The following is a 24,566-nucleotide window of genomic DNA, read 5'->3' as shown; positions in this document are numbered from 1 at the left end:
AAGGACGTCAACGTCGCCTGATTTTTGAGTGTCGTCATTGGGATCATTGGATCGGATAGCGACGATTTTCGCTTGCTCGAGGCCGACACCGTTCGAGGTCGACGTGAGCGCACTCTGAATTGAGGTCTCGAATACTGATATCGACCGGTATGTTACGTTTTGAAGGATCGTGTTCGCCCAAAAGCTCGTAGCAGCAGGCCGAGAGAAACAGCTGTTTTGTCGATTTCGGGTACGTCCTGCGAATAGTCACCCGTATAAAGCTTGAGAATGAGTTGATCGCGCGTCGACCCGTTTGGCTCAAAATGAAGGTGCAGATAGTCTTTAAGCTTGTCGCCAGGACGGCTTATGGCCCTTTTCCGCCGTGTAATTTGCCTGAGTTCCACCTGGAAAGCCTCAAACCCGTTGAGTGCAAGCGTGATCGCCTTCGAGGCGAAAAGCGTCCCATTGGGGACCGCAACGACGGCTTTGTCGAGCGCGAGACTGACCAAATGGCCAGGAACGCCATCGAGGCGAACGGTCTCTTCCACCTTGAACGCATGGAACAGCCGGCGCGGCTTTTCGAAACAGATCAGGGAAGCAATGACGAGTACAACAATGTTTATGACTGACCAGCACGCTGCAACGAGCGAAAACTGGTCGCCCCTATTTATCCATTCGGGCATGATGTTCAGCAATAGACCGATAGCGGTAATGGCGAGCAGGGCAGCAATCCAGGCGAAGCTGTATTTGTCAAACTGGTTTTCCTCATTGCCGGTGCCCTTGGGGGTAACCTTGAAGGGCTTGCCGAAGGGCCGAATGAGGCTGGAAACGACAGTCGGCAGCATGCGAAAGGTTGCAAATGTGCCGATAGCGCTTGATACGACAGGCAGATAGCGCGTCGGCGTAATCCATATCATCAGCAGAAAATAGGCGGCGAGAACTGGTAGCTGATGCGACAGATATTCCGAAACGCTGGTGAAATACAAGGGAAGGGCGCCGATCCAGAGATAGACCACCGGCACAATCAATATGGTCAAGCGCACGGGATACTGAACAATCCAGGACATTGGCAGAAACATGATCCGCTGAAACAGGGACAATCCCGGACCACGCAAGGGACCATTGTGAAGATAGAGAGTCTGGATACCTCCCTGGCACCAACGCTCGCGCTGAATGAAATAGCCTGTCAGATTCTCTGCGGCGAGTCCCATCGACAGGCGTTCGTTGAGATAGCGCGTCTTGTAGCCCTTGTTGAGCATGGAGAGTGTGCTCAGCAAATCCTCCGTAATCGATTCAGTTGGGAAGCCACCAATGGTGTCCAGGGCCTCACGTCGTGCAATTGAGCACGATCCGCAACAGAAGCTGACATCCCAGGCATCGCGGCTTGGCGCCATCTCATCGAAGAAGAGGCGTTGCTCGTCCGGCCAGATGTTCTCAAGGCCAAGATTTGATTGTACCGGATCGACATTGAAGAAGTGCTGTGGGGTTTGCACGATGCCAATGCCCGGATCGATAAATAGAGGCAATGTGCGCTGCAAAAAGTGACGGTAGGGGACGAAATCCGCATCGAATATTGCAACAAAATCACCTGAGCTGACCTTCAGGCCATTGTTCATGTTGCCGGCTTTGGCATGGGAGTTGTCAGGCCGTGTGACGTGAATAGCCCCCTTTTCCTCACAATAGACTTTCAGCCAGTCGCGGCGCATGTCGTCGAGGACGTAGACCCTCAGTTTGTCTTTGGGGTAGTCGAGGGCAAGCGCGCCAATGATCGTCCGTTCCAGGACGTCCAACGGTTCATTATACGTTGGAATGAAAACATCGACTGTCGGCAAATCCCGTTGATGTCCGCCAAAGAACGCTGGTGCAAGCGCGTCAGCTTCGGCACTTCGATCCACGTACCGGCTCATCAATATGAGGAACAGGATAACTTCGGAAAAAGCCAGAACTTCAATGACAAAGACAAACCAGACCCAGTAAAAATTGCCGCCATCGTTCGGGTAGGGCAGAACGGTTTCCGTAAAGCGCCACCACAAGTAACGGGCCGCCACGGCGAACACGAAAATACATGTGACTGTCCGGGTCCATGTATGGTGACGCGACCAGCTGAAAGGGCCGAGCAGGAAAAAAGCAACCACGAGAATGGTTGGTGCAAGGACTACGAGATGCTGAACCATAGGCCTTCCAACCAGCGTGTCCATTTGACACTGCGTTTGGCAAAACGCACCTGAACGGTTCGCCCCACCTGGCAGAAATTAGCCGAGTCGGTGTTGAGCGCCGAGGGCGTGAGGCCAACCCTGATACGAGCATTGCGCTCTTTGGTTGCCGGCAAATTCGCCGCCAGAGCATTTTCCTCGACGACCGCTGCACTGCCACGTACCGACAGAACCGTGCCCTTTAAGACATCGCCACGTCCAAGAAGCCGTATTTGCGCCTCCCGTCCGGGAAAAATCTCATCGTAGTCGATTTCAGGAACGAGGATGTCGACAAAGAGCTCACGGCAATCAAGGATTCGCATGAGTTCATTGTTGAGGATGACGTTGGAGCCGTTGATTACACTGCTACGCCAGACAACGCCGTCAAAGGGAACGGGGACGATTGCCGTTTCGAGGCTCTCAACGCGTTTTTCCTCCTCGACCATTTGTTTCTCAATCTGTACAGCCCGGGTTTCATTTTCCGTTATGCGCGTATCGATATCGCTGATGCGCACGATGACTTCGTCCTGCCGTTGACGCGAATACGGTACGTCGTTCTGACCGTCGCCCGAAACGAAAATGCCTTTCCGTAAGGCCTCCAGCTTCTGTTCGAGCTGCTCAACGCTCATGTTGCTAATTGTTACCAGTCCGGTTGCCGTGATTTCTGCCGCCTGTGCAAGTTCGACAATGTTGGACGAAACAATCCCCTGCGATCCGAGTTGCCGCCGACGTTTAAGATCGGATTGCGCTGCGATGTTCTGGGCCTCTGAGGTTTCGACGCGCTTGCGCAGGATCGAAATATCCTGCTGGATGCTCGCTATTGTCGCTTCTTTATAAATATTCAAGCGAGTGGACAATTCGTCCCGAAGCTGTGCCAACTCGCTGCGCTCACGGCGAAGAGCTGTTACCCGGTCGAGCGCGGTCTGGCGCTCGGCGCTCAACGACGCCAGAACCGCTCGGTTCACCCGCTCGTTGTGAATTAGTAAAAGGGGCTTTCCTTCGACCAGCGGTGTACCGACCTTCGGCGTTGCCTGGGCGATCGTGCCGTCAATAGGCGCGTTAATGATGGCAAAACGGGCATTCACAGTGCCATCGAGGCTTGTATAACCAGTCAGCCCAGGCAACAGAACAATAAGTGCGAGTCCTGCGAGCAATAGCCCGACCGCGATGCGCAGAAGACGGTGGTTCCAGATCATGCTCGATATCCAATGATCCCAGTTGCCAAGGTTATGGCGACTACCAAACTCTCTCTCAGTTCTCACTCTTTCGTAACAGTTGAATCACACTGAACCGTTAATCAGCGAATGATTTATTGGAATGAGGAATTCGCGTTCGGCGAACGCAGGTTTCTTTAGCAGCTATCCGTCACTCCCTCCTCAACCCTAAGTGGCTTCTCCGACGGTTTCTTCGTGGGCTGCCGTCGCGGGCTGCAAAATAAGGTCTGCTTGAGACCACACGATAGGTAGTATCTAAAAGCAAAACGCAGTGAACGGATCGCAAAGCAAATTATCTAAATCTTTCGATGTAAAAATGAGACGGAAAAATGGCTATTATGCGGCAGCAATGAGGCAGGCATGGGCAACTGGGCACCACGTGTGCAAGCGTTCCCAGTACGTTTTTCATCGTCCAGATCTTTCGAATCCGAACTCAGTGGTTATCCCACCGAATAGTATCGTGAGGTACCCCGGAAGGGGCGACGTGAGCAACGCGTAAATGGCTTTGTTGGAGTGGAACGTGGGGCGCCGCAAACTCTCAAACCCGAAGACCGCGAGGAGCTTCTCGGTATTCCCGATGACGAAACCAGCCTGATGCTGTATTACACTCTCACCTTGGCCGATCGGCTGGAAGTGAAGCTCCTGCGGCGAATCCATAGCAAACTTGGCTTCGCCCTGGTTGCGCACGGCGCCCGATGCACCAGGTGCGGACAACCTGCTCGGCCTCCAACTGTCGCCTTCATCTTATGGATGAGCGACCACGAAACTGGTTGTTGCTGCCTACTCGCAACATGCCGTCCGAACGTAGGTGTTCCCCACCGTCATGAATGCGTCCTCCGGCACGGTTCCGTTTGCCTTCATCTGCTTCAAAACCTCTGCAGCACGCTTTGCCGGATACGAATTCGGAAGCGTCACGGCGAACCAGTGGTTGGTCGCCAGATAAGCCATCAGAGGAACGGTTGCATTGCGAATGTAGTTTTGCGCTTCAGGGTAATTGTTGAAGCTCGCAATCTGAATGTATCGATCGCCGAAACGACCGTTGACGAACTGATCCACCTTCACCCAATTGTGGTGCAGATAGCCTACTCGGCCGCCGACGCTTACCATGTACCAGCGGTCACCTACGCTCAGAATCGTCACGGGGTCGCCATTGCGCACAAGCCCGCGCTTGGCGCTCGCCTGGCTGGCGTCGGCTCGCAAATACTCTGTCCCCTCTGGATGTCGCACCTTGCCCGTCTTGGCCAGAGGAATTTGAAATCGAGCATCGAGCGAGGGGAGGGAACTGTCCGGCAATGCCCGCGTACCGGGCTGCACCGCCACAGTCGATGGTGGTGGCAAATTTTCCTGCGCGGCCACGTTCGCTGACGCGTTGTCAATCGGTGTGGTGACACGGTATGCAGCCATTTCACTTTTGGACAGGTAACGAATGTCGTCACTATCATACTGGAGCGATAGTTGAAGCAAACTCGGGTCGACATCCATTTCCGTCATATAAGAGATTATTTCGGCCGTTATTTGCTGAACGTAGGACACGGCACTGTTAATATCCATGCCGCTGCTGTCAGAGAAGGACGATTTGTGAACACCGATAGCTCCTGGCGAAGCAAATCGCCAGGTTCCTCCCAAGAACGCCAGCGCACAAGCGGATGCGCACTCGACTTCCCTCGGCTGAAAGGTTGCAAGACCTAACATTCGGATTAACCGGCCCAGTTCCATCGCTTTTGGGATATTGCCGCCGGGTGAGTCGAATGAGACGAAGATTGGGTTGTGCTCTTTGGCCAGCAGGGTGAAGTCGGAGAGATCCTGGTTGTAGTCAAAATCTCCGGCAACGAGGACATAGTGAGTGCCGCTGGATAGTCGACCCGGTGTGAAAGTCAGAGCCGCAGACGCGCCGGATGCCCATGAAATTAGGATCAACGCACCATACGCGAACGTCTTCAGCCCCCAAGCCACCCTGCTGCATCTCATGATTTGACTAGCCCCAAAATACTTAAAGCATCTTCCACGGCCCCCAGTCTAGCACCTGATGAAAAACCACCAATACAGTTCATCGAACTATACGGATATGAGCGCCGGGAGGCCCACCATACCCCATAAGCCGGATGGATACCTCGAATAGACACCTTGTACGCGCGCTACACGAGCCTGAGAATTCCTTATAGCTCGGGTAAGGGTAAGGGGAGATGACACCAGTTCGTTTTGCATTCTTGACCGCGGCGGGTGTTGGGTTGCCATCCACCGGGCGAAACGGCAACGGCTGAGCCGAAGTAGTTGGGTTCGACCGGACGAGATTTGACAGCGTTTCGCAGTAGAGAGGAGGATGCGCAGGTTGCGTTTGCTGGCGCCATCTAGAATTGTGAGAGTAAGAAAACCGAATTCAGCGAGGCAACCGGCAATACTGCAGGCTTTTCTTGATATTTCGACACCTGCTCTATCTGCTGCATCGGATCATCAGTAGCCTCCCAGCCAGTGGATTGGAGTTTGGCCGAGCTTGCCATAAGGTCGGGGTATAGCCTCTGTTTCCGATCGCTTTTAGCGGTCAATTTTGCGGCGATATCCAAAAGCGCTTCCGGGACGGAAAACAACCGGGGACTGTGTCCCATTCCACGGCGCATGGCTGCCACCATTTCCCCTATGGTCAGAGGCGACTTGTCCGCAACAAGGAATGGCTCGCCATCCGTCTTTGGCTCTTTTAGACTGTGAATGATCGTCGCGCAGAGAGCGCCATGATCGAGAAGGGATCTTTTGCCCGGCAACCCTTTCAGCGGGAGCGAGCAAGCCGCGTGAGCTTGGCAAGATTGCCGGTCGCAGCCGGGCCATAGACCAGAACCGGCCTCAGGATCGTGTAGTTCCGGCGCGGCATGGCGGCGGCAATCTCAGCCTCTGCCGCGAGCTTTGCCCGACCGTAATCATCCGTTGGTTGCGGCGGGTCGCTTTCGCGCATGACGCCGTCGAACACGCTGCCGCACTGCGCCCGGATCGACGATGTGAAGACGAATTTCCCAGTGATCTTTCTATGGGCAGCCTTAGCCAATTTGGCCATGAGAATGCAATTGGCAGCATGGCACTCTTCGGCGGATACTGCCCGCTTGGCGTGGTGGACTGCTGCCAGATGCACGACATGGTCAACGTTTTCGAGAATGGCTTCGAAGGCGCTCAAGGGCTCGTCCGGAGAAGGGAGGCGAACGTACTATGAAGCGCCACCGACAGGGTGTCGCGACGTACTGATTACTTGGTTGCCTGCCGCCACCAGTTGTTTGACCAGTTCGGCGCCGATAAATCCCGATGCTCCGGTTACGAGAACCACTTCGTCGTGTTGCTCTCTGTAGTCGTGTTCGGTTTGGTTACCAACCGGATTTTCCAAAACGAGAGACTTGTTATCTTCAACCATTCCAGAGTTCCTTAACTGCTGAAATCAGTTCAGCAGTGTCTCTGGCCACCCCTTATCCCTAGGGCTCGTGAACTCGACGGTGAGATGGCCACTCACCGTCCTTGTATATCTGAACGGACCTCTGCGCGTGACGCGCGGTGTTACTTCTATGAAAACAGCGACTCGAAGCCCGCTGTTGGAAAGGTCTCTCAGCAGATCTTATTGACGAGCATCCAGCAATGCGTCGATGCGATCGACCTGCGCTGCGGTCAACGTGCGGCCAAAGGCGCTTTCGAGCTGTGCAACGGCATCATCAAGCGCTTGCTCGCGGAGTGCAGGATCGGTCAGCGCCAAGGCCTCTTCCCGGCTGCGCTCGTAGGTCGCAATCTTGCCAACCGCCGAGCTTGATGCGGCCCGTTCCCTCGCCCGCGCAGATGCATGGGCAGCATTCAAAGGACCCAAGCTATTGTTATCGTCGTCGGCGTCCAGAGAGGCCTTGTCGATCTTGGATTTATCGTGGGCATTGATAGAATTACCGCGGTCGGACGATTTGCCATGGTCTCCGCCATTGTTGCCGTTTCCACCACCCTTACCATTGCCACCACCATTGCCGCCGCCGTTTTTGGCGAGGGCCGGACCAATGGGATTGAAATGATCGGTGGTTGAAAAAACTGCGCCGATGACAAACAAGCCAAGACAGGCTGCTGCGATAAGACGACCCTTAAATCGAACCATGGTCCACCTCCTCAATAAACGCCTGGAAATTGGCACGCCGACACGGACGTGCCGACGCTCCACTAATTAATGTTTGATTAGGGAATGAGAAATCGGACTAAAGTCCTACCAGTAAAAATCAAAAGACCTATGCAAAGTCCGACGCCGGACAAAGTGAGGCCTGACACGGTGTGAAGGGGTCAAGGCTGGCGTCAGACCCCTACCGAAGAGGCCACGGCTCCCCGGCGCTTATGGACTATGATTGTTTGAAAAAGTTCCTCAGGGCGAGGGTCGGCCTGCGGCACCGCTGACTGGAGCTACCGAGGTGAATCCCCGTTGACCGCAGATACGCCAACTCAATTTGCCGGCAAATCCTGCTGTCCGTTTTTCACAAAGCCCAATAGAAGTTCCAAAAACATCCTATCGCGCATCGCCTGGGTCGATTGGGCTTCATCGACCATGCTTTCTGCTTTCACTTGGATCAATTGGTAGCGTTCGCCGCGCTCGATACTACTTATAGTGGCCTTGGCGTTGACTAGTTCCCGGTCAATCTAGGGTCAGGACCTATTAGTATGATCGAAATGGCGCCTGAAACGGCAAGAAGATGCGAGGAGAGACGGGAAGGGCGGGGTCTTCCCCCGTCCGAGCGGCTCGACATTGCAGCTTGCAGCCGTTTCGGCGTCCGGAGGATATGGTCTTTTCGCCGGGCAACATCGTCGCAAAGGACTTGAAAATGGATAGACATTTCCATCGCCTTTGCTCCTTGTATCCAAACAGATGGCCTCATACCATTTCGACCAGATTAACAGGGTCCTGACCCTAGTTCTCCGGTTGATGGGCTTTTTATGATAATAGAATGATCGGCATGTATGAAGATATCGAACCATGACCAACTATGAACTGCGAGCGATCAGGCACAGACTGGGGCTAACGCAGGCTGAGTTGGCTGACGTTGTCGGATACCGTTTGGGTGGATTGAACCATAAACAAAGCTCGAGCCTCGGGAACGCAAATTACCAGAGGTTCGAGCCGTTGTCGGCCTGATGTGAAACGAAGCATGCCCTCTTTCAGGCCATGTCGACGCGGGGGGTGCCGGCGCCGTTAAAATACTCTCACAGCAGGAATTACAACATGGACCAAAGACCCATTTTGTAACGGCAAAAGTCCTAGTGAAGATACCGAGGCCGACTAACCCGCATCATCAATATATCAACGGCACCCGGTCTCGGGTGCGTGGTCTTACCGCCATACGCCAAATGGACGCGATATCGGCCGTTCGGCAATCGGTCGATGGTCTGTCAGGGCGTGTAGACAGGATTTTGGAGAACCAGGCGAAGACGACGCCGACGCGCGCCTAAGTAATAAGGTCGGCCGGAGATCCACAAGCCTGAATGGTGAGGCCCGGCTGAGGAAAGGGGACGGGCCGAGCCTCCGTTGCAGTCGCTGCACATACAACGTAGCAGAAGACTGTAGTTCACGAGTGTCGCTGTCAAATCACATTGAGGCGAGAAACGAGAGATGAAGTGAGGCCCGGGTTGGCCACCGTCGGTGCCGGGCCTCACTGTCAGGTAGGCTACCGTCCCCTCCCGACAGGGGCAGAGTGTAGTTCGATAAATCAGATGTCAACCGCTAAGCCGGGGCCCGTTATTCATCGCCCGACTACAATTCTGGAACTTTTGTGCCTTTTGCATTGTTCAAAGTCGTGTACTTGCTGATGGAATAGGCTCCTTTTGACCGTTTGAGCACCTCGGATAACCTCTCCGGTTCACGCTTGGTCTTCTGTGTGTGTTTCTTAATGGATTCCATAAGATGGTCCGGCGCAGTCGACATTCTCCGGACAAAGTGCTGTGACGATCCTCCCATGGCGGTCACTCCTTCCAAAAACTCCCAATACTATGAAACGCTGGTGGCGTATGAAAAGTTGCTCGTAGGGCTAGTTTTCCTCATGTTCGCCGACGTGGTGCCACTTCTTCAACTTTCCTGCTGACGGCAACCGCATCGGTTCACCGACATAGTTGCCAGTTTCTTTGGCCGCTTCAAGCCCAAGTCTTATCGAGCTGCGGCTTGATCGACCTCTGTTTTACCAACTGAGGGGCATCCCCTCTGCCTTGCGATGCGTAGCTGCAGCGGTCAATATGATGACGCTGGGCAGCATTGCATTTGTGGGGCATGGCACGGATCAAGCTGATTTCGATCCCGACTGCCTATCCCGGAACCCTTGACAAAGTATCCACGCACCAACGCTCATCAGGGCTTCTTCATCAGTTTCCGCAGTTCGGTTTCAACCGACAGCAGAATGTTCTGATGCATTGCCAAGCTCGTATTGTCGGCCACCTCGATCATAGCGGCCAGAATCTCCTCCCTAGTCCATCCGGCTACCTGGGCATCGCCGAGCAATTCGAGCATTCGATCTTCTATTGCCCGCTGACATTCGCTGAAACGATCCGGATGACTGCGCGGATACTGTGGTTTTGGAATGGTCACTGCCTGAACTTCTCCAATGGGAATCTTTCCTCGTTGACCGGAGCGTCGCCAAAACTCTCGACACTATAAAGAGCGAGCACTTGTGGATCGCCATCGTCGGGCATGCCAGAGAAAATGTACACCTCGCCCATCTCAGGATGCTGTCCATGAGTGCCTACAAACGAGAATTCATCAGGATCGGTGGATTCGTGAAAAGTGATGTTTGCGACCCGTTCGTCGTGCTCGTGGAAGATGATTTCCACGGAACCTGAAAGCTCGCGCTTATCAGCCAACGCTTCACGGACTTCGTACTCAAACTCGGGATCAAAATACGGATCTAGCGTGAAATCCTTATCGCGGAACCTGACTTTCCATGGCATCGCCCAGTCCTCCGATCAGAGCAGTAGCGGCTCTTCTTCCTCTGCCTTAGGTTGTGGCAAAACAATCAGTTCATTATCGGGCAGGGGCCTTTGCAACTGCAGCGCTTCTTCGGCCGGCGCATTCATCCAGACGTCTATCTCTTCGGAGGTGCGCAAGATGACTTGATGCAAAACGTTAGGCGATTTCTGGAGGATTGAAATAAACTGCATCCTTGCTCGACAAACTCTGTTTGACCTGTTTGGTGAATTCATCGACGAGGACTTCATCACTATTCGTTTCGACGCCGATCAACGCAGCTTCGGCCACCTGATTTGGATGGATTTTTTTCATCTCAAATCCGTGGGTCATGTCGGTATCCATAAAACTGACGTGGACCCCGACAACTGCGGTTTTTTGACTTCTCAGTTCGATGCGCAAGGCATTTGTGAAGCTCCACGCCGCCGACTTTGAAGCGGAATATGCAGCGAGCAACGGGCGGGCGAACCACGTGGCATCGGACAAGACATTCACGATCGCACCACCGCCATTGGCGGCGAGGATGGGCGCAAATGCCTGGGTGACGGAAATCGTTCCGTAATAGTTGATTTCGAAGATTTCTCGCGCGTCTGTGATCATTTGAGGATCGAGGACGCTGCTTGTCAGACGAGTGATACCCGCGTTGTTGACGAGCAACGTCGTATCTGCGCAGCGCTTTGCTGCCGCCGATATTGAAGCGGAATCCGTAACGTCGAATTTAATCTGAATGATGCCTGGCGTGTCAGTATCAGCCGGGTTGCGCACGCCGGCATAAACTTTCTTTGCACCGAGCCTGAGCGCTTCTGTAGCAAAGGCCAAACCAAGACCTCGGTTAGCCCCTGTTACGAAAACGACGGAATCTTTGATGTTCATTTCTTGTCTCCTTGGCTTTTTAAGCTAGAACTCAGCACACGGCAAAAAAGCCGCAAGTCTGCTTTCATGTGAAGACAATTGGTCCCTTCCCCAACTACCCGAAACTTCAGAACCATAACACTGTTTTTGTGTATCGGTATTTTAAACATGGGTAATTGGGACGAAGCTTAGGAAACTCTCAATGTTATCAATAGTGCGGTAAAAAGGGTGGTGCGTCTCGACACGCACCGAGCTTTTTAGTTCTCATCGCGCATGAAAAGTCGAATTCCGGTGGTCGTTATCTGTAGTTTATGGCTGACGTCCTCCATGCAAGGCTACAAACCACACGAACACGCCAAGGCACAACACAAGCCCTACCCATGACACAGCTTGAATGATTTTGCCGAGCATGTCCGTCCCAGAAAAAAGGGAAATGAGAGAGAGGCGTTTGCGTCTCCACCTCTCTGCTCAATTAGGCTGACCGCTTAATCGGGGATATTGGGGTCAAGGTTGGGGTCACCTTGCGGTCAGTACGGGCAGTATATACCTGCTCCGGGGTGCCGTATGTGTGGCAAAATAGTCATTCACCGATGGGCTTTCCCAAAGAAGGCCGGAGACGAAGCACTCACGTTCGGGGGAGTGATGTGGGTGCGTTTTCGGCTGCTCCGGCCAATTTCTGACCAGCAATGGGGCAATTGCCAGTCAGTTTAGTGATGACAGAATACACCTGTTCCGGGTCGCGGTATGTGTGGCCATCCGGCTATACGCCTTTGGGCATATTCTCCCCCTTGGCACAAAAAAGGGGGCGGAGTGCGAAGCGCTCAGGGGGTGCAGAAGAAGGAGGAGAGCGAGACATACGAGCCCCCACGTGCTGCCCCTCTCCTCTCTCTCCCCCCAAGAACTGACCGCAGTAGCGGAGGAAACGTTTTTGATCCCGGACAGGCGTGCTACCTCGGTCAGGACCGGGGAAGATACACCCGATTTGGGGTGCCGTCTGGCTGGCAAAATAGTCAATCGCCTAAAGGCGTAGGATCGAAGTTGCGCCCGATCTAGGGATCAGATACCCCCGTATGAGGCGACAAACCACAAGAGCAGCCCACAGCAGAGCACAATCCCGACGCACGATGCGTCATCGATAATCTTGTAAAGCACTTAGCAAAACGCTCCTTACGTCGGGAGGGAGGACGCACGGGGGAGAGCAATCCTCCCTCCCATTTAGGCCCGACTGCGACCGGACCGGGGGGCGGACATGATGCAGTCGGTGGAGGGCATCGTACATCTTGAGGACTAGATGTCTAATTATTTTGATGTACGTTGTTGGGCTCATTTTGGGCCTCCGCCCTCTTATGGGGCATTTGCTCAATCTTCTCAAATGGTTAGGCCTTATTTAATCTCCATTAGCTATCGCCGCGTAGCGGCCACGTACTTGGGTGGTTAGGATTGCTTGAGGCCAGATACATCCGGTGCTGGACGAAAATGTGAGACCCGGCACCATAGATTGAAGAGATCGTTGACGTCGAGTCTCCGCTGGTCAGAAGGACTAACCAGCAAGCCAATAACCAGCCCGCGAGAATAACGTTCCATCGTAGGCCAAAGGCGAGGTCTGGCGCCGATCGGCGCTCCCAGTTGTTAAAGGTCCTGAAGCCGCATGCATCGTCGTGGAGATGTACAAGTCCGAATGGTGAGGCCCGGCTGAGGAAAGGGGACGGGCCGAGCCTCCGTTGCAGTAGCTGCACATACAACGAGATAGAAGACTGTCGTTCACGAGTGTCGCTGTCAAATCACATTGAGGCGAGAAAAGAGAGATGAAGTGAGGCCCGGGTTGGCCACCTGTCGGTACCGGGCCTCACTGTCAGGCAGCTATTCCGTCCCCTCCCGACAGACGCACAGTGTCTTTCGATAAATCGGATGTCAACCGCGCAGCCCGGCGCAACTTATCTGGTTGGCGGCCTTTTCAGGGCCCTTCCGATTGTACTGAGGTGTTGGTGCTACTCAGGCAACAATCCCGCTTCGTCTAATGGTAGGACACCGCCCTTTGACGGCGTGAATCGTGGTTCGAGTCCATGAGCCGGAACCATCATAAAGACTGGGGATCGTTGAAGCTGTGCTGCTGGGCTTTAGAGGGCGGTCACGTTCGTTCGTGGCAGCGAGGTAGACGTCAATCGCCCGCCCGACCCCATTCTAAATCTAATGGCAGTCGCGCCCGCGCTGCCAGTAGCTCATGTCGTGCTGGAGCGCTATACCCGACCTGCCAAAACGCAATACAAAGGCAGGCCGGGCTGCCGACGTGTGGCGACTGTCAGCTCTCAGAGCGTGCGCTTGTACGGTTAACAAAGGGTGAGGTTAGACCGCATCATAGCCCTGGTCTGGCGTAATGTTGAACGGAGCCAGAACCTCCGCTGACGGGGGCATCAGCAGTGCTAGTACATGAATTGAGGATGGTTGGATTACAGATGTGGCGGGCTGTAAGAGAAAAAGGAGGCTCGGCGAGATGTTCCCCAGGCTTCTGTAGTTCCGAACCTCCACTGTCGGGTCTTCGCTCGACACGCCAAACTGTCCTCCCGCGGACAGTTTGAGTCAATATAGTCAAAAGATGAGGCCCGAAAAAATGACGGCGAGGTATCTCACCGCCAATTCATGAGCCCTGACAATGGTAAGGGGGATGGTCAGGGACACAGCCGAACTGGTCTCGGCGATGTAAAACAACGATCTTCGAAAATAGTTCCCGTAAGTGAGGCTTGGCCTCATTGCGTCTTGGAAGAATACCCTTCAGCCAAGCCTCTGCTGCACCCGGGCAGGACTACAGCGCCTTCAGTATAGCTCCATTGCACGGATTACAAAACTAGCGTGCTTACGATAGACCCGATAAAGATGGGTATTTGCATGAGGCTGCGGGGTTGTAAAAAAAAGAGGCTCGGCGGAGAAAATTTGGTCGTCGCATACCTCGACGCCGAGCCCGTGCCACTTAGGGTATATGGCACAAGAACCTTTCGTCTGGGATTTACAACGTAAAGGATACTCTTTTTCCGACTGCCTACAACCATGTGTCTGCCAGCGGACGGATGGTTGGACCACGGTTGCGGCTGGGCTTTAGAAGCTACGTCCCGACCTGCCGTGGTACACAATACAAATGGCAGGCCGGGTGCCGACATGTAGGCGACTGTCAGCCTTTAGAGCGTGCGCCAGTATGGTTAACAAAAGGTGGTTGTGGAGGCCTAAAAGGCCCAGCCTATGAAGTGCACCACCAGGAAGATAATCAAAGCGACGAGAAAGAACGCGAGGACAACGCCAAAAGCTCTTTCCATCTCCGTTCCATGAATCTCCCGCCACACGTCAGCGTAGGCAAAAGGTCAGGCCCGACTCACGCACAAAGCAGGACTGCGCAACATCGAGCCTCGTGCCGGTACCAGCATCTGTATTTTGCAGCAGTTCCCTACGAGCATCAATCAATCGCGGGTTGCAATAATTGGTTATACAGAAGCCGCCAAATAACTGAGCAGCGCTGCCAATGCTACGCCAGTGAGAAATATTCCCGCATACGGCCCGAGGGAATTGTACACCGCCCACGCTTCTTCTTCGTCTTCGTCAAAATCATCTGTCATAGCTCGCTTACCTCACAGATGAAGAGGTTTGGCTCATTGAGAAACTGACCAAATCTCTGAGTGCTATGGATTTGATGGGCTAAGAACGGAGGCCATAGCTAGTGGGGCCCAGATTGCCCACGGTTTTTTTCCATGGACGATACTGAGCCCCTTATCGGGATGACTGTTGAACTCGCTCAACGCTTTCCCGACGTTGGTAAAACTCATTTCTGCAACAATGGTTCCAAACAATGCTTTGTGGGCCCACGCTCTTCGAGCGGTTACGAACTGTGAAGATGGAAGAATGCTGCGTTGACAGCCGCCCAGCGCAATAACCGCCGCCTCGGCAAGGGCCGTGACTTAGCAAGCCACTCGCCTCGCAGCAGGCGTCGCCGCCTCATCTTAAAATTGATGTCGAGCTTTTTGTCACCTACTGGCATTGGCATCCTCTAAAGGGCAGTGAGGCTCGGCCCTTTAGGTGTGCCACACACACGACCGAGCATCACCTGCCGGGATCATGCCCGACGTTGAATTGTCCTCCCGCGGACAATACGAGTCAAATGGATTTGTGGGGACACGGTCTCTCCGCGGTGCCGAATGGTGAGTGAGGCCCCGACGCCTTTCCATGGGCTCGGAAGATCGCGCCGAGACCACGGCCCTTCCACCGGAAAAGGCCTAAACTAATGATACGTGGCCAATAGACGATCCAACACGGCTTCACGATGGGCTGCTATCGACGCAATGATCTCGAAGTCACGCGCGCCCCCGTCGAAGAGATTCATTATGGTGCGCGCCAACCGATCCGCATTTCTATAGGACACAGGCGCTTGGCCGAGAAGCTCACACGCCTTAACGTGGGCCTCCTGCATAATGTACCAATCTTCCTCGCTATAGGTGAGTTTTTCAAAAAGATGCAGAGACATGATAAATCCTCCAACATCAATGGCTGGAGCGCTTACGGCTCTCAATCGCTAGTGCGCCGTTGACAGACCAAGCGACCCAAATATTAAAAAACTCACTTAGGCTGGCGTCAATAGTATGTCTGCCAGTGGACAATTAGCACTAGGCACGCCGCCACGCCTTAGCCTTACGCCACCTTGTCGGCTTACTTCTAACCGGCTCATTCTCAGGTGGTGCAATATAGATGTTAGCCTCTCTCGCCGCTTCTATAAACGCCACACGCGCAACAGCCGTTGAACATTCGCATGCCAGTCACTTCAACAGGATTGCCTTGCAGGTTTCAAGTTTCGGCCCGCCGCGTTCAGGTGGTCATTGTTCTAATATGAAAGTCGCTGCGTCATAGGCCGAATTGACGCCTATCATTTTGCCAGGCTGCCTGCTCATGACTGTGACGGGCGCGAATGCTCTGTAGTCTTCCATGCGGTCATTGCAGCACAATGGCTTTCGGGATTCCACTCCAGCAATTTCTTTATGGTTTACGCTCAATGCGCGGCGTCACGGTGTCGCCTCCGTGGGTACAGCAACCTTCTCATCGCGCGGCTGATGTGTCTCAGGGAACGTCCTAAACGCCTCCGGCGCTTCATTCTCAAGTAGTAGCGCAGACTCCCCGCCATTCTTCGCCATGTTCCCCCTCCTGTCAGTCTCCAGCACCACCTTCGCCGCAATACCATTCCAGCCCGTAGCGCTTGTCAAAGCCGAACGATTCCCACGACTTGCAGCCGGGGTGCATGCAGTAGTGCTCGAATAGGCCGGCTCGCGCCTTCTCCATATGTTCGGGATAGGTCGGCTTCGGTGGTGTTTCACTCATCTCGCTACCACCAACGTTGTGACCACTATGACGAGTGCTTCCGTTGTAAACACAAAGACCATCCGGTTAGCGCAGCTAGACGCGCTTTTACTCCACGATTTTCCAATATGAGTCCTTGCGGACTACCTGGCCGTTGCGAAACGTGTAGAAGTCACAACCCTGGACCTCCTTTCTCGTCCCGTCGAGGGTGGTGCCTGTGAGGGTCCATTTTGAGATGCCAGTCTCGGCAGCCGAATCTACAAAATGCTGCTCGTTGCCGTAGTGAACATCAGGCAGGCCTTCAAAGCGTGTTGCCAGCGCTTCGCGTACGCTCCGTTTGCCCTCGAAACGAGAACCCCAAGGCTTGTTTCCCCGCGGCATCTCCAAGACACAATCATCAGAAAAGAACGTCATGATGCGATCAAGATCATGCGCATTGAAGGCCTCACATAGCTCGTTCAGTGTCGGTCGAATGTCCATCGCCGCGTCTCCATTCAGTCGGCATCGCCGGCTAGAGAATCACAGTGGCCCGTAGGATTCTATTCGCTCATGTTCATTATGGGGCTACGCCTCTCGGATGACCTGCTCGTCCTCCATCCCGGGTAGGCCTCCTAACTCACCTTGCGCAACAAAGGACGTCTCAAGCTGGTACCACATCCCGAGTGGGGTATTGCATGAACTGCAATGGATGACGGTAGAATTGGTCACCCCGGTTGGAATGTAGAGGTATGTCACTCCGCACGTCGGGCAATCTGATTTGAAATTGAGTCGTTTTGGCATGGCGCCCCTCCACGTAATGCGAACCCAATAGCCTTCCAAAGCATCTGCCTTGGTTCCTCCGGCGGGCACTATACGGCCCATCCTTTGGAACCGCAAATCACCAACCTGCGTTTCTGGACATGCGCAAATATCCGTTCAGAGCCGTCACCGTTGCAACCAAGGAGGTCGGCCGCTATCGGACCATAACATCGGTAGAAGAGGCCGGAGATTTCCTTGCCCATGATTGGCCGACAGAGAAAGGCGCGACGCACTTGAAGGCCCGCATCGCCTGTCTGGATGCGATGGAGAGGGCAGTTGGCGTCAGCACTGCGCGCGAAGCTTTCATCGATGCAGCGAAAGAATCGGGAATCTATGTCGGGGAGGGGGAATTGGCGCGTTAACCGCCAAGGAACACAGCATTCCGATCCTGCGTTTATTGAGTATGCGCAACTTGCCATTCCCATATGTAACAGTCATGACCGAACATGTCGGCAAGGTGAGGAACATTTCGTCGGTACAAGAGGCTACCGAGTTCATGCTTCACGATTGGCCGATAAAGAACAGCAGGAAATTCACTGCGGCCCGCCAAGCCTGTCTTGATGCGCTGCACGGCAAAATCACCTGCACTAAGGCTCGGTACGCCTTTATCGAAGCTGCGCGGGAGGCTGATATCTACATTGGTCAGAAGCGATTGACGGGCTAGCCTTCGTTCTCACAATCCCGTTTGTGCTCGCTTCAATACCATTCGTGGCTGTACGGCTTTTCGAACCGCATCGCCAGGTTGGTGTTCTCGGCAACACGATCATCGCTGCCAAAACCTTTTCTTTGGTCCATCCCGCCACCTCGGCGTCGCCCAGGAGCTCGAGCATTCGATCTTCTACGGCCCGCTGACAGTCAAGGATGCGATCCGGATGGATTGCGGATATTGTGGCTCAGTGACTGGTGGGCGACTCATCTCGTTGCAGGACACCGGCGGTTGGTCGAGAAGCTCACATGCCTTAATGTGGGCGTCCTCCAAAATGCCATGTAATGTCCCTGCAGATGATATTATATGCGACCGATGCACTTGCAAGCTCGGGCCTGACTGGAAGGGAGCGATCAATGGCAGCAACTATAAAAATACTATATGCGATGGTTGGAATTGGCGTGGTCGCCGCCCTTTCAGGCGGTGCTCATGCTGCAAGCTACGCTGAAATCCTGTTTAAGGAAAAGTTCGAAGTTCACATCCGAGCGATGGTTGCAGGCGGCATTAGTCGTAAGAATGCTGATTACATTGCTTACGCTGCCCTGGCACGTGGTTCGTACGAACTGTGTGGCGATCACCTATTTCCGAAGAGTATGGCATATGGCAGCTATCAACAATCGCTCGACGAGACATCGCTACCGCAGACGGTTGTTGATCGGCACATCCGCGCTTTTGAGGCCATCATGAAGGCAGAGTTTCAGGATGAGCAGGCACTCATGCGATATTGCGGATCAAAGCCATAAGGCGCTGGGTGCCGGGAACTGCAATAGTGTTCGAACAGTCAGGCCGGAACTTTTTCCATGTGGGAAGGGTAGGTGGGTTTTTCAGGTGTTTCAGACATCGGCGTTCTGTACGTTTCGGCAACTCTTCATGACGTGCTCATCAGCATCAATAATAATTCCGGTCCAGCGCCAAAGATACTTCCGATGATAAGGCCGAGAAGACCTGCCCCAACAGCACCAAACCATCCATAGGCGATGTAGCCGGTATATGCTCCCGAAGTCGTTCCAACGATGACACATATGAGAAACCATGCGATGCGGGCGATATTCCACGCCTTGGTCAATTTCGGATTGCGGACCCATTTCTGCATTTCTGTTACAAGCGTGTCATTGGGTTCAGGCATTTCAGACATCGCGTTTCTTCGTCAGTTTACGCAGTTCGGTTTCGACCGACAGGAGAACGGCTGTATTGGCTACCGGGACCACCAAACTTCCCGGCCTACGGTCGTGTTCGGTTGCTTGTAGGTGGTGGCTCCAAGAAAGAGGAAGATTGCGAGCACTACTAGCCCGACAAAAACAATCGGGATGGCCTTCAATATCCCTTTCAGAAGTTTCCAATCTCTTGAGTCCATCCCCCGTACTATGCTCACTTCAAAGTAAATAAGGGTTAAAATGTAGCCGGTCAAAACGATCCGGATGATTCCTTGGTAAAGGTGGCTTGGGAACTGTCACAGCAGCAACGGCTCTTCTTCCTCTGCCTTCGGTTGTGGCAAAACAATCAGACCGTCGTCAGGCAATGGCCGTTGCAGCTGCAGCGCTTCCTCGGCTGGGGCATTCATCCAAAGGTCGATTTCTTCGGAGGTGCGCAAGATGACTGGCATTGCCTGCTCATGAATTGGCTTGACCACCGCGTTCGGGAAGGTCGTCAGAAACGCGAAGATATCAGCCTGCACCGGCCCTTCCTTTTTCTTCCGCACGCTGACCAGCTCGTCCAGATGCCAGCGAACCAGAACAGGGGTTTCTCCTCGTTGAGCGCAAACCAGTAGAGCGGCTTCTTCTTGGTGACTGGATCCGGTAGTTTGCCGTATTCCGAGAAGCTGGTCGCAGTTTGCCGGACCAAGCCAAGCCCGCCAGTGTGGTGATTTGACGTTGCGGATATTGGTTGCACCGTAATCGACTTCGCCTTTCAGAAACTGCGGCGGCGTCGGCATGCCCCATCGGGCTATTTGCCAGTTCACGGTCGCCATTGGAATCCTTGCGGCCAATCGGTGCGGGATAATCTGGAAAGACATCCATCTTATCCTGCGCAGGAACAAGAACGGCGCTGTCCTACTTGACGAAGCTCCTCGCCGACCAGATTCAAGGGCATTGAGGAGGAGTAAGGCCGGCACCTGGGACGGACCAGCCTTCTTATTCGCCTCGTTCTGTCATCGCAAACCGAGGGTGGACCGTTCGAAATCTGGATGTTACGTTTCTTCACGGGAGGACAGTCAGCATCCGATGAGGAGGTCGGATACGCAAGTTGGAGAGAATTCGATGAGCAGAACTGTCCTGAACGCCGTGGGCGTACCGTTGTATTATAGCGGAAGCTCGACGGCATGGTTTTCGGCAACTGATTCCAGCTCCAAGCTTTATGGAACGAACGGCAATGATTCGTTGTGGGGAGACACCGCGGTCGACGTCACCATGATGGGCGGGATGGGCGACGACATCTACTATCGCTATTCAAGCATCAATCGTGCCTATGAGGCAGCCGACCAAGGCGTTGATACCGTAAGTACATGGATGAGTTCCACCCTGCGGGAAAATTTTGAAAACCTGACCGTCACAGGCAACGGGCGTTACGCCTTCGGCAACAATGCCGATAACATCATTACAGGTGGTTCCGGCAGCCAGACCATCGATGGCGGCGAGGGAAACGACGTTCTGACCGGCGCCGGTGGTGCAGATATTTTCATCACGACGAAGGACAACGGGAGCGATCTCATCACCGATTTCGGTTCCGACGATGTTGTGCGCCTGGATGGTTACGGGCTGACCTCTTTCGAGCAGGTTCGCAATAGTCTCACACAGGAAGGGGCCGATCTCAGGCTCTCTCTCGGAACGGGTGAAAGCCTCGTCTTTAACGATACGACGGCTGACGAACTCCGGGCGAACCAGTTCGAACTGAGCCTTGACCGCTCCACTTTGACCCGCACCTTTTCCGACGATTTCAATTCACTACAGCTTCGTGATGGGGAAACCGGTATATGGGAGGCGAAATACTGGTGGGCGCCCGAGAACGGAGGGACCTTGTCAGGCAATGGTGAGCTTCAGTGGTATGTCAACCCTTCCTACCAGCCCACAGCCTCGGTCAATCCATTTTCCGTGAACAATGGTGTCTTGACTATCACCGCGGAACAGACGCCGGACGTGATCAAATCCGAAGTCGACGGTTACGACTATACGTCCGGCATGCTGACGACTCATCCCTCCTTTGCCCAGACCTACGGCTACTTCGAAATTCGCGCTGACATGCCGAACGATCAGGGTGCATGGCCTGCTTTCTGGCTGCTTCCAGAAGACGGTTCCTGGCCTCCTGAACTCGACATCGTGGAAATGATCGGACAGGATCCGAACACCGTCCACGTCACCGTCCATTCGAACGAGACTGGAGAACAGACCTCGGAGACAACCGCCGTGAAGGTCGGCGATACCGACGGATTTCACGACTACGGCGTGCTATGGCAGGAAGATGAGATTGTCTGGTATTTTGATGATGTTGCCGTGGCGCATGCGGATACCCCATCGGACATGCATGACCCCATGTACATGCTCGTCAACCTCGCCGTTGGCGGCATAGCAGGCACGCCAACGGACGGCCTGGCGGATGGTTCTGAAATGAAAATCGACTACATCAGGGCCTATTCCCTCGACGACCCGAGTGCTGACGCGGGCACCGACGTGCTGTCTTCGCAAAATTCCGACTGGTATATCTAAAACAGGTGTTTGCAAGGGATTTTTGCAAACACACCGTGATTGGTAATCGGTACGGGACGACCCCGAACTGCAGCGCTTACCAGCAAAACTTACATCAAACTTCGCGGTCGATACATGTGTCTCTACCGCGCTCTCGGCATGAGTATGACGCCTCAAAGCTGATTAGGTTTTGGGGCAGCAAATTATTCGTATTGTCTGCCGAGGTCAAACGGTGACGGTCTGTGTATTACAGTTCGGCCTGCTTGCGTGATCCACCAGGACGTCCGTCGTCCGCTTGCCCCCGTTTCCTGGTGTCTTGCTGTGTGCGGTGCAACGGAGCCCGCGCGCCGGAACGTTCAATCGTCACAATATCCTTGGCGGAAAATTTGACAGTTGCAGGTCGGCCTTTTCGACGTTCTTGCCGTAAGCGAGTTTCTGCCAATAGCCGGCGGGTGGTCTTGCGATGTCGTAAAGATCGCAAGCCTGGGCGATCTGCAAATCGCGGACACCATAATGCTTTGCAATCTCTGTCATCGGGTAAGACCAGACCAGCTCGTAAAGCACGGCACGGGTCAGCTTCATCATCTTCATTCCAATTGCGTTGGCCCAGCTTGGTGCCGGCTACGTCATCGGGTTTGCAACGAATTCAAACGCCCTTCAGCAGACAGCCGGCTGCCAGGACGATGAAAGCGACTAGCAGGAGCCAATAGCTATAGACGCCAAGAATGGCGACTGCGATCCCAAGCACAGGCAGCAGTGATATTACCGCCAGGATAACCGCAATGAAAAAGACGATTTTCGTGGGTGCACTCAGATTCATTCTGACTTTCCTTTCAAGCTTAGCACAACCCTGTCAGCATGCCGGAATTTCAAATAGAAATGATATCAAGTCCCTTTCGGCTGCCCCGGAAGAAGTTGAAGAACCACCGGCAATAGCCTCGACGATGCCGAGAATGATATCCGGAATCATGCCCTGACCGCTTTTGTTGACGATTTTACTACCAAGAAATCCAAGGCCAAAGAATGATCCATCAGATAACAGACATGGAGTATTCCTCCTCCGTCCATTACATCAATGTCATGCTTTCTCATGGACAGTATAAAATCAAGATGTGTTTTTCTTTGCTAACAAGATAGTTAATTGTAGACCTGGGTTGGCAAGATACTCTTGTGCTGCAGACCTTGTAAGATTGAAGAGGCGGTCGAATATCGGAATTTCTGACAACGCCGATCCAGGCGGAAGCATAAAAAGCGTTGAGCATTGCTCTCGGAGCGCTGCTCTTGATGAAATGTTCAGCAACAACGCAAGTCAACCGACGCCTGGCGATCCGCAAACGGCGGACAACAGCAATTCGGAAGGCCGTCTTCCCCGGACAGCTCCCGGAGTAGCTGAACAATGCCGATCACGGTGACAAGGCGAATTCATGAGTCTAGCCTGGAGACAACGAGTCCGTTCAGCGGTTGAACGTGTCGCGCGTTTGACAGTGATAAGGCATAGCTGCCCTAATTCTGGCCCGGCCCGGTCGATCCGGATGTCAATCGGCATTGAACTTTTGCATGCCGGAACACACACGTTACCAGCGATTCAAGGGCCAGCGCTCTGCCGCGTTGCGGTTTTATGGCTCCTTGATGTAATGTTTGAACAGCATGGTGTTCTGGTCAAACAGGCTCATGGCAGCCTGGCCTTCCGGGGACTTCATGAAGACTGCCGCACCATTCTCGGCATCCTTGAGCGAAGCCCAGTGCACGATCACAAACCATTCACCCTTGGGACCGGCACCTGTCTCGCGGGAGATGAAACCGGGCTGTTTCGCGATCAGAGCAGCCACCGCCTGGTCGGCATTGCGAAGTGCATCCATATTGCCGCCGGCCTTCATCTGGCCAGCCACAACTTCCAGAGCCACACGCTGATCGGCGGCACTGGCGGGCAAGGCGGCTGATGCGGCCAGCACAGAGGCGGCAAGCGCCAGTGCGAGCGGGATTGTACGGGTCATGTTCATGGGTCCCTCCGGTTTCACGCGTTCCGATGCGCATCTCTTGAAGGAGCCAGAAAATTCTGCTTCCTTGTGGGCTGGTCGGATAAAGAAACGAAACAGTTTCATTTTATTATGAAGCAATATCGATGTAAACTGCTTTCTTCAGGGATAGGCTTTGCCCATGACAGATCTGATGAAAAAAACCGTTGGAAAGGCCGGTCGCCCGTCCCGAGGGGAAATGGCCGGCCGCCGTGGGCAGCTGCTCGCAAAGGCCTTGGAACTCTTCACAAAACAGGGGTTTGCTGGAACATCCCTTGATCAGATAGCCAGCCAGGCTCATGTCGCCAAACGCACCATTTATGAGCAATTTGGCGGCAAGGAAGAGCTGTTTGCCGCTACCATTGAGCAGGCAGCAACCGCGCTGATAAGCCGTTTCCCCACGCCGAAAGCCCGGTGCACAGATCTGAAACAGGATCTTCAGGAGATAGGCTGTCTTGTGCTGGACCATGTCCTGCAACCCAGGAGTCTTGCTATCTACCGTCTTGTGGTGGGCGAATCCGGACGGCAACCAAAACTGGCCCGTCTGTTTTACGAACACGGCCCAGCACGGGTGATCAGTTGTGTTGTCTCCCTCATCGCCTCTTATCTGCCGGAAGGAGCGCCGGAACCGGTCTGTTTGGCTCGGGATTTTATCGCCCAGGTCGTTCTGGAGAAGCAGCAAAGGGCATTGATGGGATTTGCCGGAAAGATGGATAGGGCAGAAATAGCTGATGAGGTCGCCAGAAATGTTACGAATTTTCTGGCAACCCTTCAAAAGTAATGGACGTTTTCCCACTCGATCATTTCGGCGCTCCGGAATTTGCTTTCAGAGGTCGCCATCGGTTGCGCCGTTCTCAAC

22 protein-coding genes, 1 tRNA gene and 2 pseudogenes are annotated in these 24,566 nt (G+C 53.9%); 6 read left to right on the top strand and 19 right to left on the bottom strand.

Features of this window, described 5'->3' with window-relative positions:
- Window positions 1-152: 152 nt before the first annotated feature.
- The 9 genes and pseudogenes from ACSQ3H_RS21325 to ACSQ3H_RS21285 all read right to left on the bottom strand — a co-directional run bounded on the left by ACSQ3H_RS21325 (window position 153) and on the right by ACSQ3H_RS21285 (window position 11,201).
- Entirely contained in the window at window positions 153-2,153 is a 2,001-nt protein-coding gene (locus tag ACSQ3H_RS21325; RefSeq protein WP_436118883.1) for a glycosyltransferase, read from the bottom strand.
- Window positions 2,135-3,367, bottom strand: coding sequence for an HlyD family secretion protein (locus tag ACSQ3H_RS21320; RefSeq protein ID WP_436118882.1), 1,233 nt, complete (start codon window positions 3,365-3,367; stop codon window positions 2,135-2,137). Before ACSQ3H_RS21320 ends, ACSQ3H_RS21325 begins: the two co-directional genes overlap by 19 nt.
- Window positions 3,368-4,165: 798 nt before the next feature.
- Window positions 4,166-5,338 carry an SH3 domain-containing protein gene (locus ACSQ3H_RS21315; RefSeq protein WP_436118881.1) on the bottom strand — a complete coding sequence of 391 codons (1,173 nt, stop codon included), beginning with the start codon at window positions 5,336-5,338 and terminating at the stop codon, window positions 4,166-4,168.
- Between the two features lie 395 nt (window positions 5,339-5,733).
- Window positions 5,734-5,946 carry a hypothetical protein gene (locus tag ACSQ3H_RS21310; RefSeq protein WP_436118880.1) on the bottom strand — a complete coding sequence of 71 codons (213 nt, stop codon included), beginning with the start codon at window positions 5,944-5,946 and terminating at the stop codon, window positions 5,734-5,736.
- 200 nt (window positions 5,947-6,146) lie between these two features.
- A pseudogene (locus tag ACSQ3H_RS21305) lies at window positions 6,147-6,776 on the bottom strand (NAD-dependent epimerase/dehydratase family protein).
- A 198-nt stretch (window positions 6,777-6,974) separates the two neighbouring features.
- Window positions 6,975-7,490 carry a hypothetical protein gene (locus ACSQ3H_RS21300; RefSeq protein WP_436118879.1) on the bottom strand — a complete coding sequence of 172 codons (516 nt, stop codon included), beginning with the start codon at window positions 7,488-7,490 and terminating at the stop codon, window positions 6,975-6,977.
- A 2,226-nt stretch (window positions 7,491-9,716) separates the two neighbouring features.
- A complete protein-coding gene (locus ACSQ3H_RS21295) occupies window positions 9,717-9,953 on the bottom strand; it encodes a hypothetical protein (protein ID WP_436118878.1) in 237 nt (78 codons plus the stop codon).
- Window positions 9,950-10,312, bottom strand: coding sequence for a hypothetical protein (locus tag ACSQ3H_RS21290; RefSeq protein ID WP_436118877.1), 363 nt, complete (start codon window positions 10,310-10,312; stop codon window positions 9,950-9,952). The genes ACSQ3H_RS21295 and ACSQ3H_RS21290 overlap by 4 nt, the downstream gene beginning before the upstream one ends.
- Window positions 10,313-10,487: 175 nt before the next feature.
- Complete coding sequence (locus ACSQ3H_RS21285) at window positions 10,488-11,201, bottom strand: SDR family oxidoreductase (RefSeq protein ID WP_436118876.1); 714 nt, start codon at window positions 11,199-11,201, stop codon at window positions 10,488-10,490.
- A 1,982-nt stretch (window positions 11,202-13,183) separates the two neighbouring features.
- Here ACSQ3H_RS21285 and ACSQ3H_RS21280 point away from each other — a divergent pair.
- A tRNA-Gln gene (locus ACSQ3H_RS21280) sits at window positions 13,184-13,257 on the top strand.
- A 1,393-nt stretch (window positions 13,258-14,650) separates the two neighbouring features.
- Here the strand turns inward: ACSQ3H_RS21280 and ACSQ3H_RS21275 are convergent.
- From ACSQ3H_RS21275 to ACSQ3H_RS21255, 5 genes are all read right to left on the bottom strand, one after another.
- Window positions 14,651-14,782, bottom strand: coding sequence for a hypothetical protein (locus ACSQ3H_RS21275; RefSeq protein WP_436118875.1), 132 nt, complete (start codon window positions 14,780-14,782; stop codon window positions 14,651-14,653).
- Between the two features lie 659 nt (window positions 14,783-15,441).
- The gene (locus tag ACSQ3H_RS21270; RefSeq protein ID WP_436118874.1) at window positions 15,442-15,684 is read right to left on the bottom strand and encodes a hypothetical protein; all 243 of its coding nucleotides are present in this window, start codon (window positions 15,682-15,684) and stop codon (window positions 15,442-15,444) included.
- Window positions 15,685-15,823: 139 nt separating this feature from the next.
- Window positions 15,824-15,973, bottom strand: coding sequence for a DUF982 domain-containing protein (locus ACSQ3H_RS21265; protein WP_436119527.1), 150 nt, complete (start codon window positions 15,971-15,973; stop codon window positions 15,824-15,826).
- Between the two features lie 385 nt (window positions 15,974-16,358).
- Entirely contained in the window at window positions 16,359-16,529 is a 171-nt protein-coding gene (locus ACSQ3H_RS21260) for a hypothetical protein (RefSeq protein WP_436118873.1), read from the bottom strand.
- 87 nt (window positions 16,530-16,616) lie between these two features.
- A complete protein-coding gene (locus ACSQ3H_RS21255; protein ID WP_436118872.1) occupies window positions 16,617-16,988 on the bottom strand; it encodes a nuclear transport factor 2 family protein in 372 nt (123 codons plus the stop codon).
- A 419-nt stretch (window positions 16,989-17,407) separates the two neighbouring features.
- On the opposite strand from ACSQ3H_RS21255, the gene ACSQ3H_RS21250 reads away from it, so the two are divergent.
- From ACSQ3H_RS21250 to ACSQ3H_RS21240, 3 genes are all read left to right on the top strand, one after another.
- Window positions 17,408-17,668: a DUF982 domain-containing protein gene (locus tag ACSQ3H_RS21250; RefSeq protein ID WP_436118871.1), complete on the top strand. Its 261-nt coding sequence runs from the start codon at window positions 17,408-17,410 to the stop codon at window positions 17,666-17,668.
- A gap of 74 nt (window positions 17,669-17,742) precedes the next feature.
- Window positions 17,743-17,970: a DUF982 domain-containing protein gene (locus ACSQ3H_RS21245; protein WP_436118870.1), complete on the top strand. Its 228-nt coding sequence runs from the start codon at window positions 17,743-17,745 to the stop codon at window positions 17,968-17,970.
- Window positions 17,971-18,368: 398 nt separating this feature from the next.
- A complete protein-coding gene (locus ACSQ3H_RS21240; protein ID WP_436118869.1) occupies window positions 18,369-18,755 on the top strand; it encodes a hypothetical protein in 387 nt (128 codons plus the stop codon).
- Window positions 18,756-18,880: 125 nt separating this feature from the next.
- Here the strand turns inward: ACSQ3H_RS21240 and ACSQ3H_RS21235 are convergent, their stop codons facing one another.
- Window positions 18,881-19,147, bottom strand: coding sequence for a hypothetical protein (locus tag ACSQ3H_RS21235; protein WP_436118868.1), 267 nt, complete (start codon window positions 19,145-19,147; stop codon window positions 18,881-18,883).
- A 315-nt stretch (window positions 19,148-19,462) separates the two neighbouring features.
- Window positions 19,463-20,033: pseudogene (locus tag ACSQ3H_RS21230) on the bottom strand (SOS response-associated peptidase family protein); the annotation flags it as partial.
- Between the two features lie 237 nt (window positions 20,034-20,270).
- On the opposite strand from ACSQ3H_RS21230, the gene ACSQ3H_RS21225 reads away from it, so the two are divergent.
- Window positions 20,271-21,713, top strand: a complete 1,443-nt coding sequence (locus tag ACSQ3H_RS21225; protein WP_436118867.1) for a family 16 glycosylhydrolase — start codon at window positions 20,271-20,273, stop codon at window positions 21,711-21,713.
- Window positions 21,714-22,055: 342 nt separating this feature from the next.
- Here ACSQ3H_RS21225 and ACSQ3H_RS21220 read toward each other — a convergent pair whose 3' ends face one another.
- From ACSQ3H_RS21220 to ACSQ3H_RS21210, 3 genes are all read right to left on the bottom strand, one after another.
- On the bottom strand, window positions 22,056-22,277 hold the full coding sequence (locus ACSQ3H_RS21220) for a hypothetical protein (RefSeq protein ID WP_436118866.1): 222 nt from the start codon (window positions 22,275-22,277) through the stop codon (window positions 22,056-22,058).
- Window positions 22,278-22,338: 61 nt separating this feature from the next.
- Entirely contained in the window at window positions 22,339-22,512 is a 174-nt protein-coding gene (locus tag ACSQ3H_RS21215) for a hypothetical protein (protein ID WP_436118865.1), read from the bottom strand.
- A 796-nt stretch (window positions 22,513-23,308) separates the two neighbouring features.
- Window positions 23,309-23,692 (bottom strand): antibiotic biosynthesis monooxygenase family protein, encoded by a 384-nt coding sequence (locus tag ACSQ3H_RS21210; protein ID WP_436118864.1) that lies wholly within the window; start codon window positions 23,690-23,692, stop codon window positions 23,309-23,311.
- A gap of 157 nt (window positions 23,693-23,849) precedes the next feature.
- Between ACSQ3H_RS21210 and ACSQ3H_RS21205 the strand changes: the two genes are divergently transcribed.
- Complete coding sequence (locus ACSQ3H_RS21205) at window positions 23,850-24,488, top strand: TetR/AcrR family transcriptional regulator (protein ID WP_436118863.1); 639 nt, start codon at window positions 23,850-23,852, stop codon at window positions 24,486-24,488.
- The last annotated feature ends 78 nt before the right edge of the window (window positions 24,489-24,566 follow it).

Source organism: Phyllobacterium sp. LjRoot231, from assembly GCF_964253365.1.
GTDB lineage: Bacteria > Pseudomonadota > Alphaproteobacteria > Rhizobiales > Rhizobiaceae > Phyllobacterium.
This window is presented reverse-complemented; position numbering and strand designations above follow the sequence as displayed.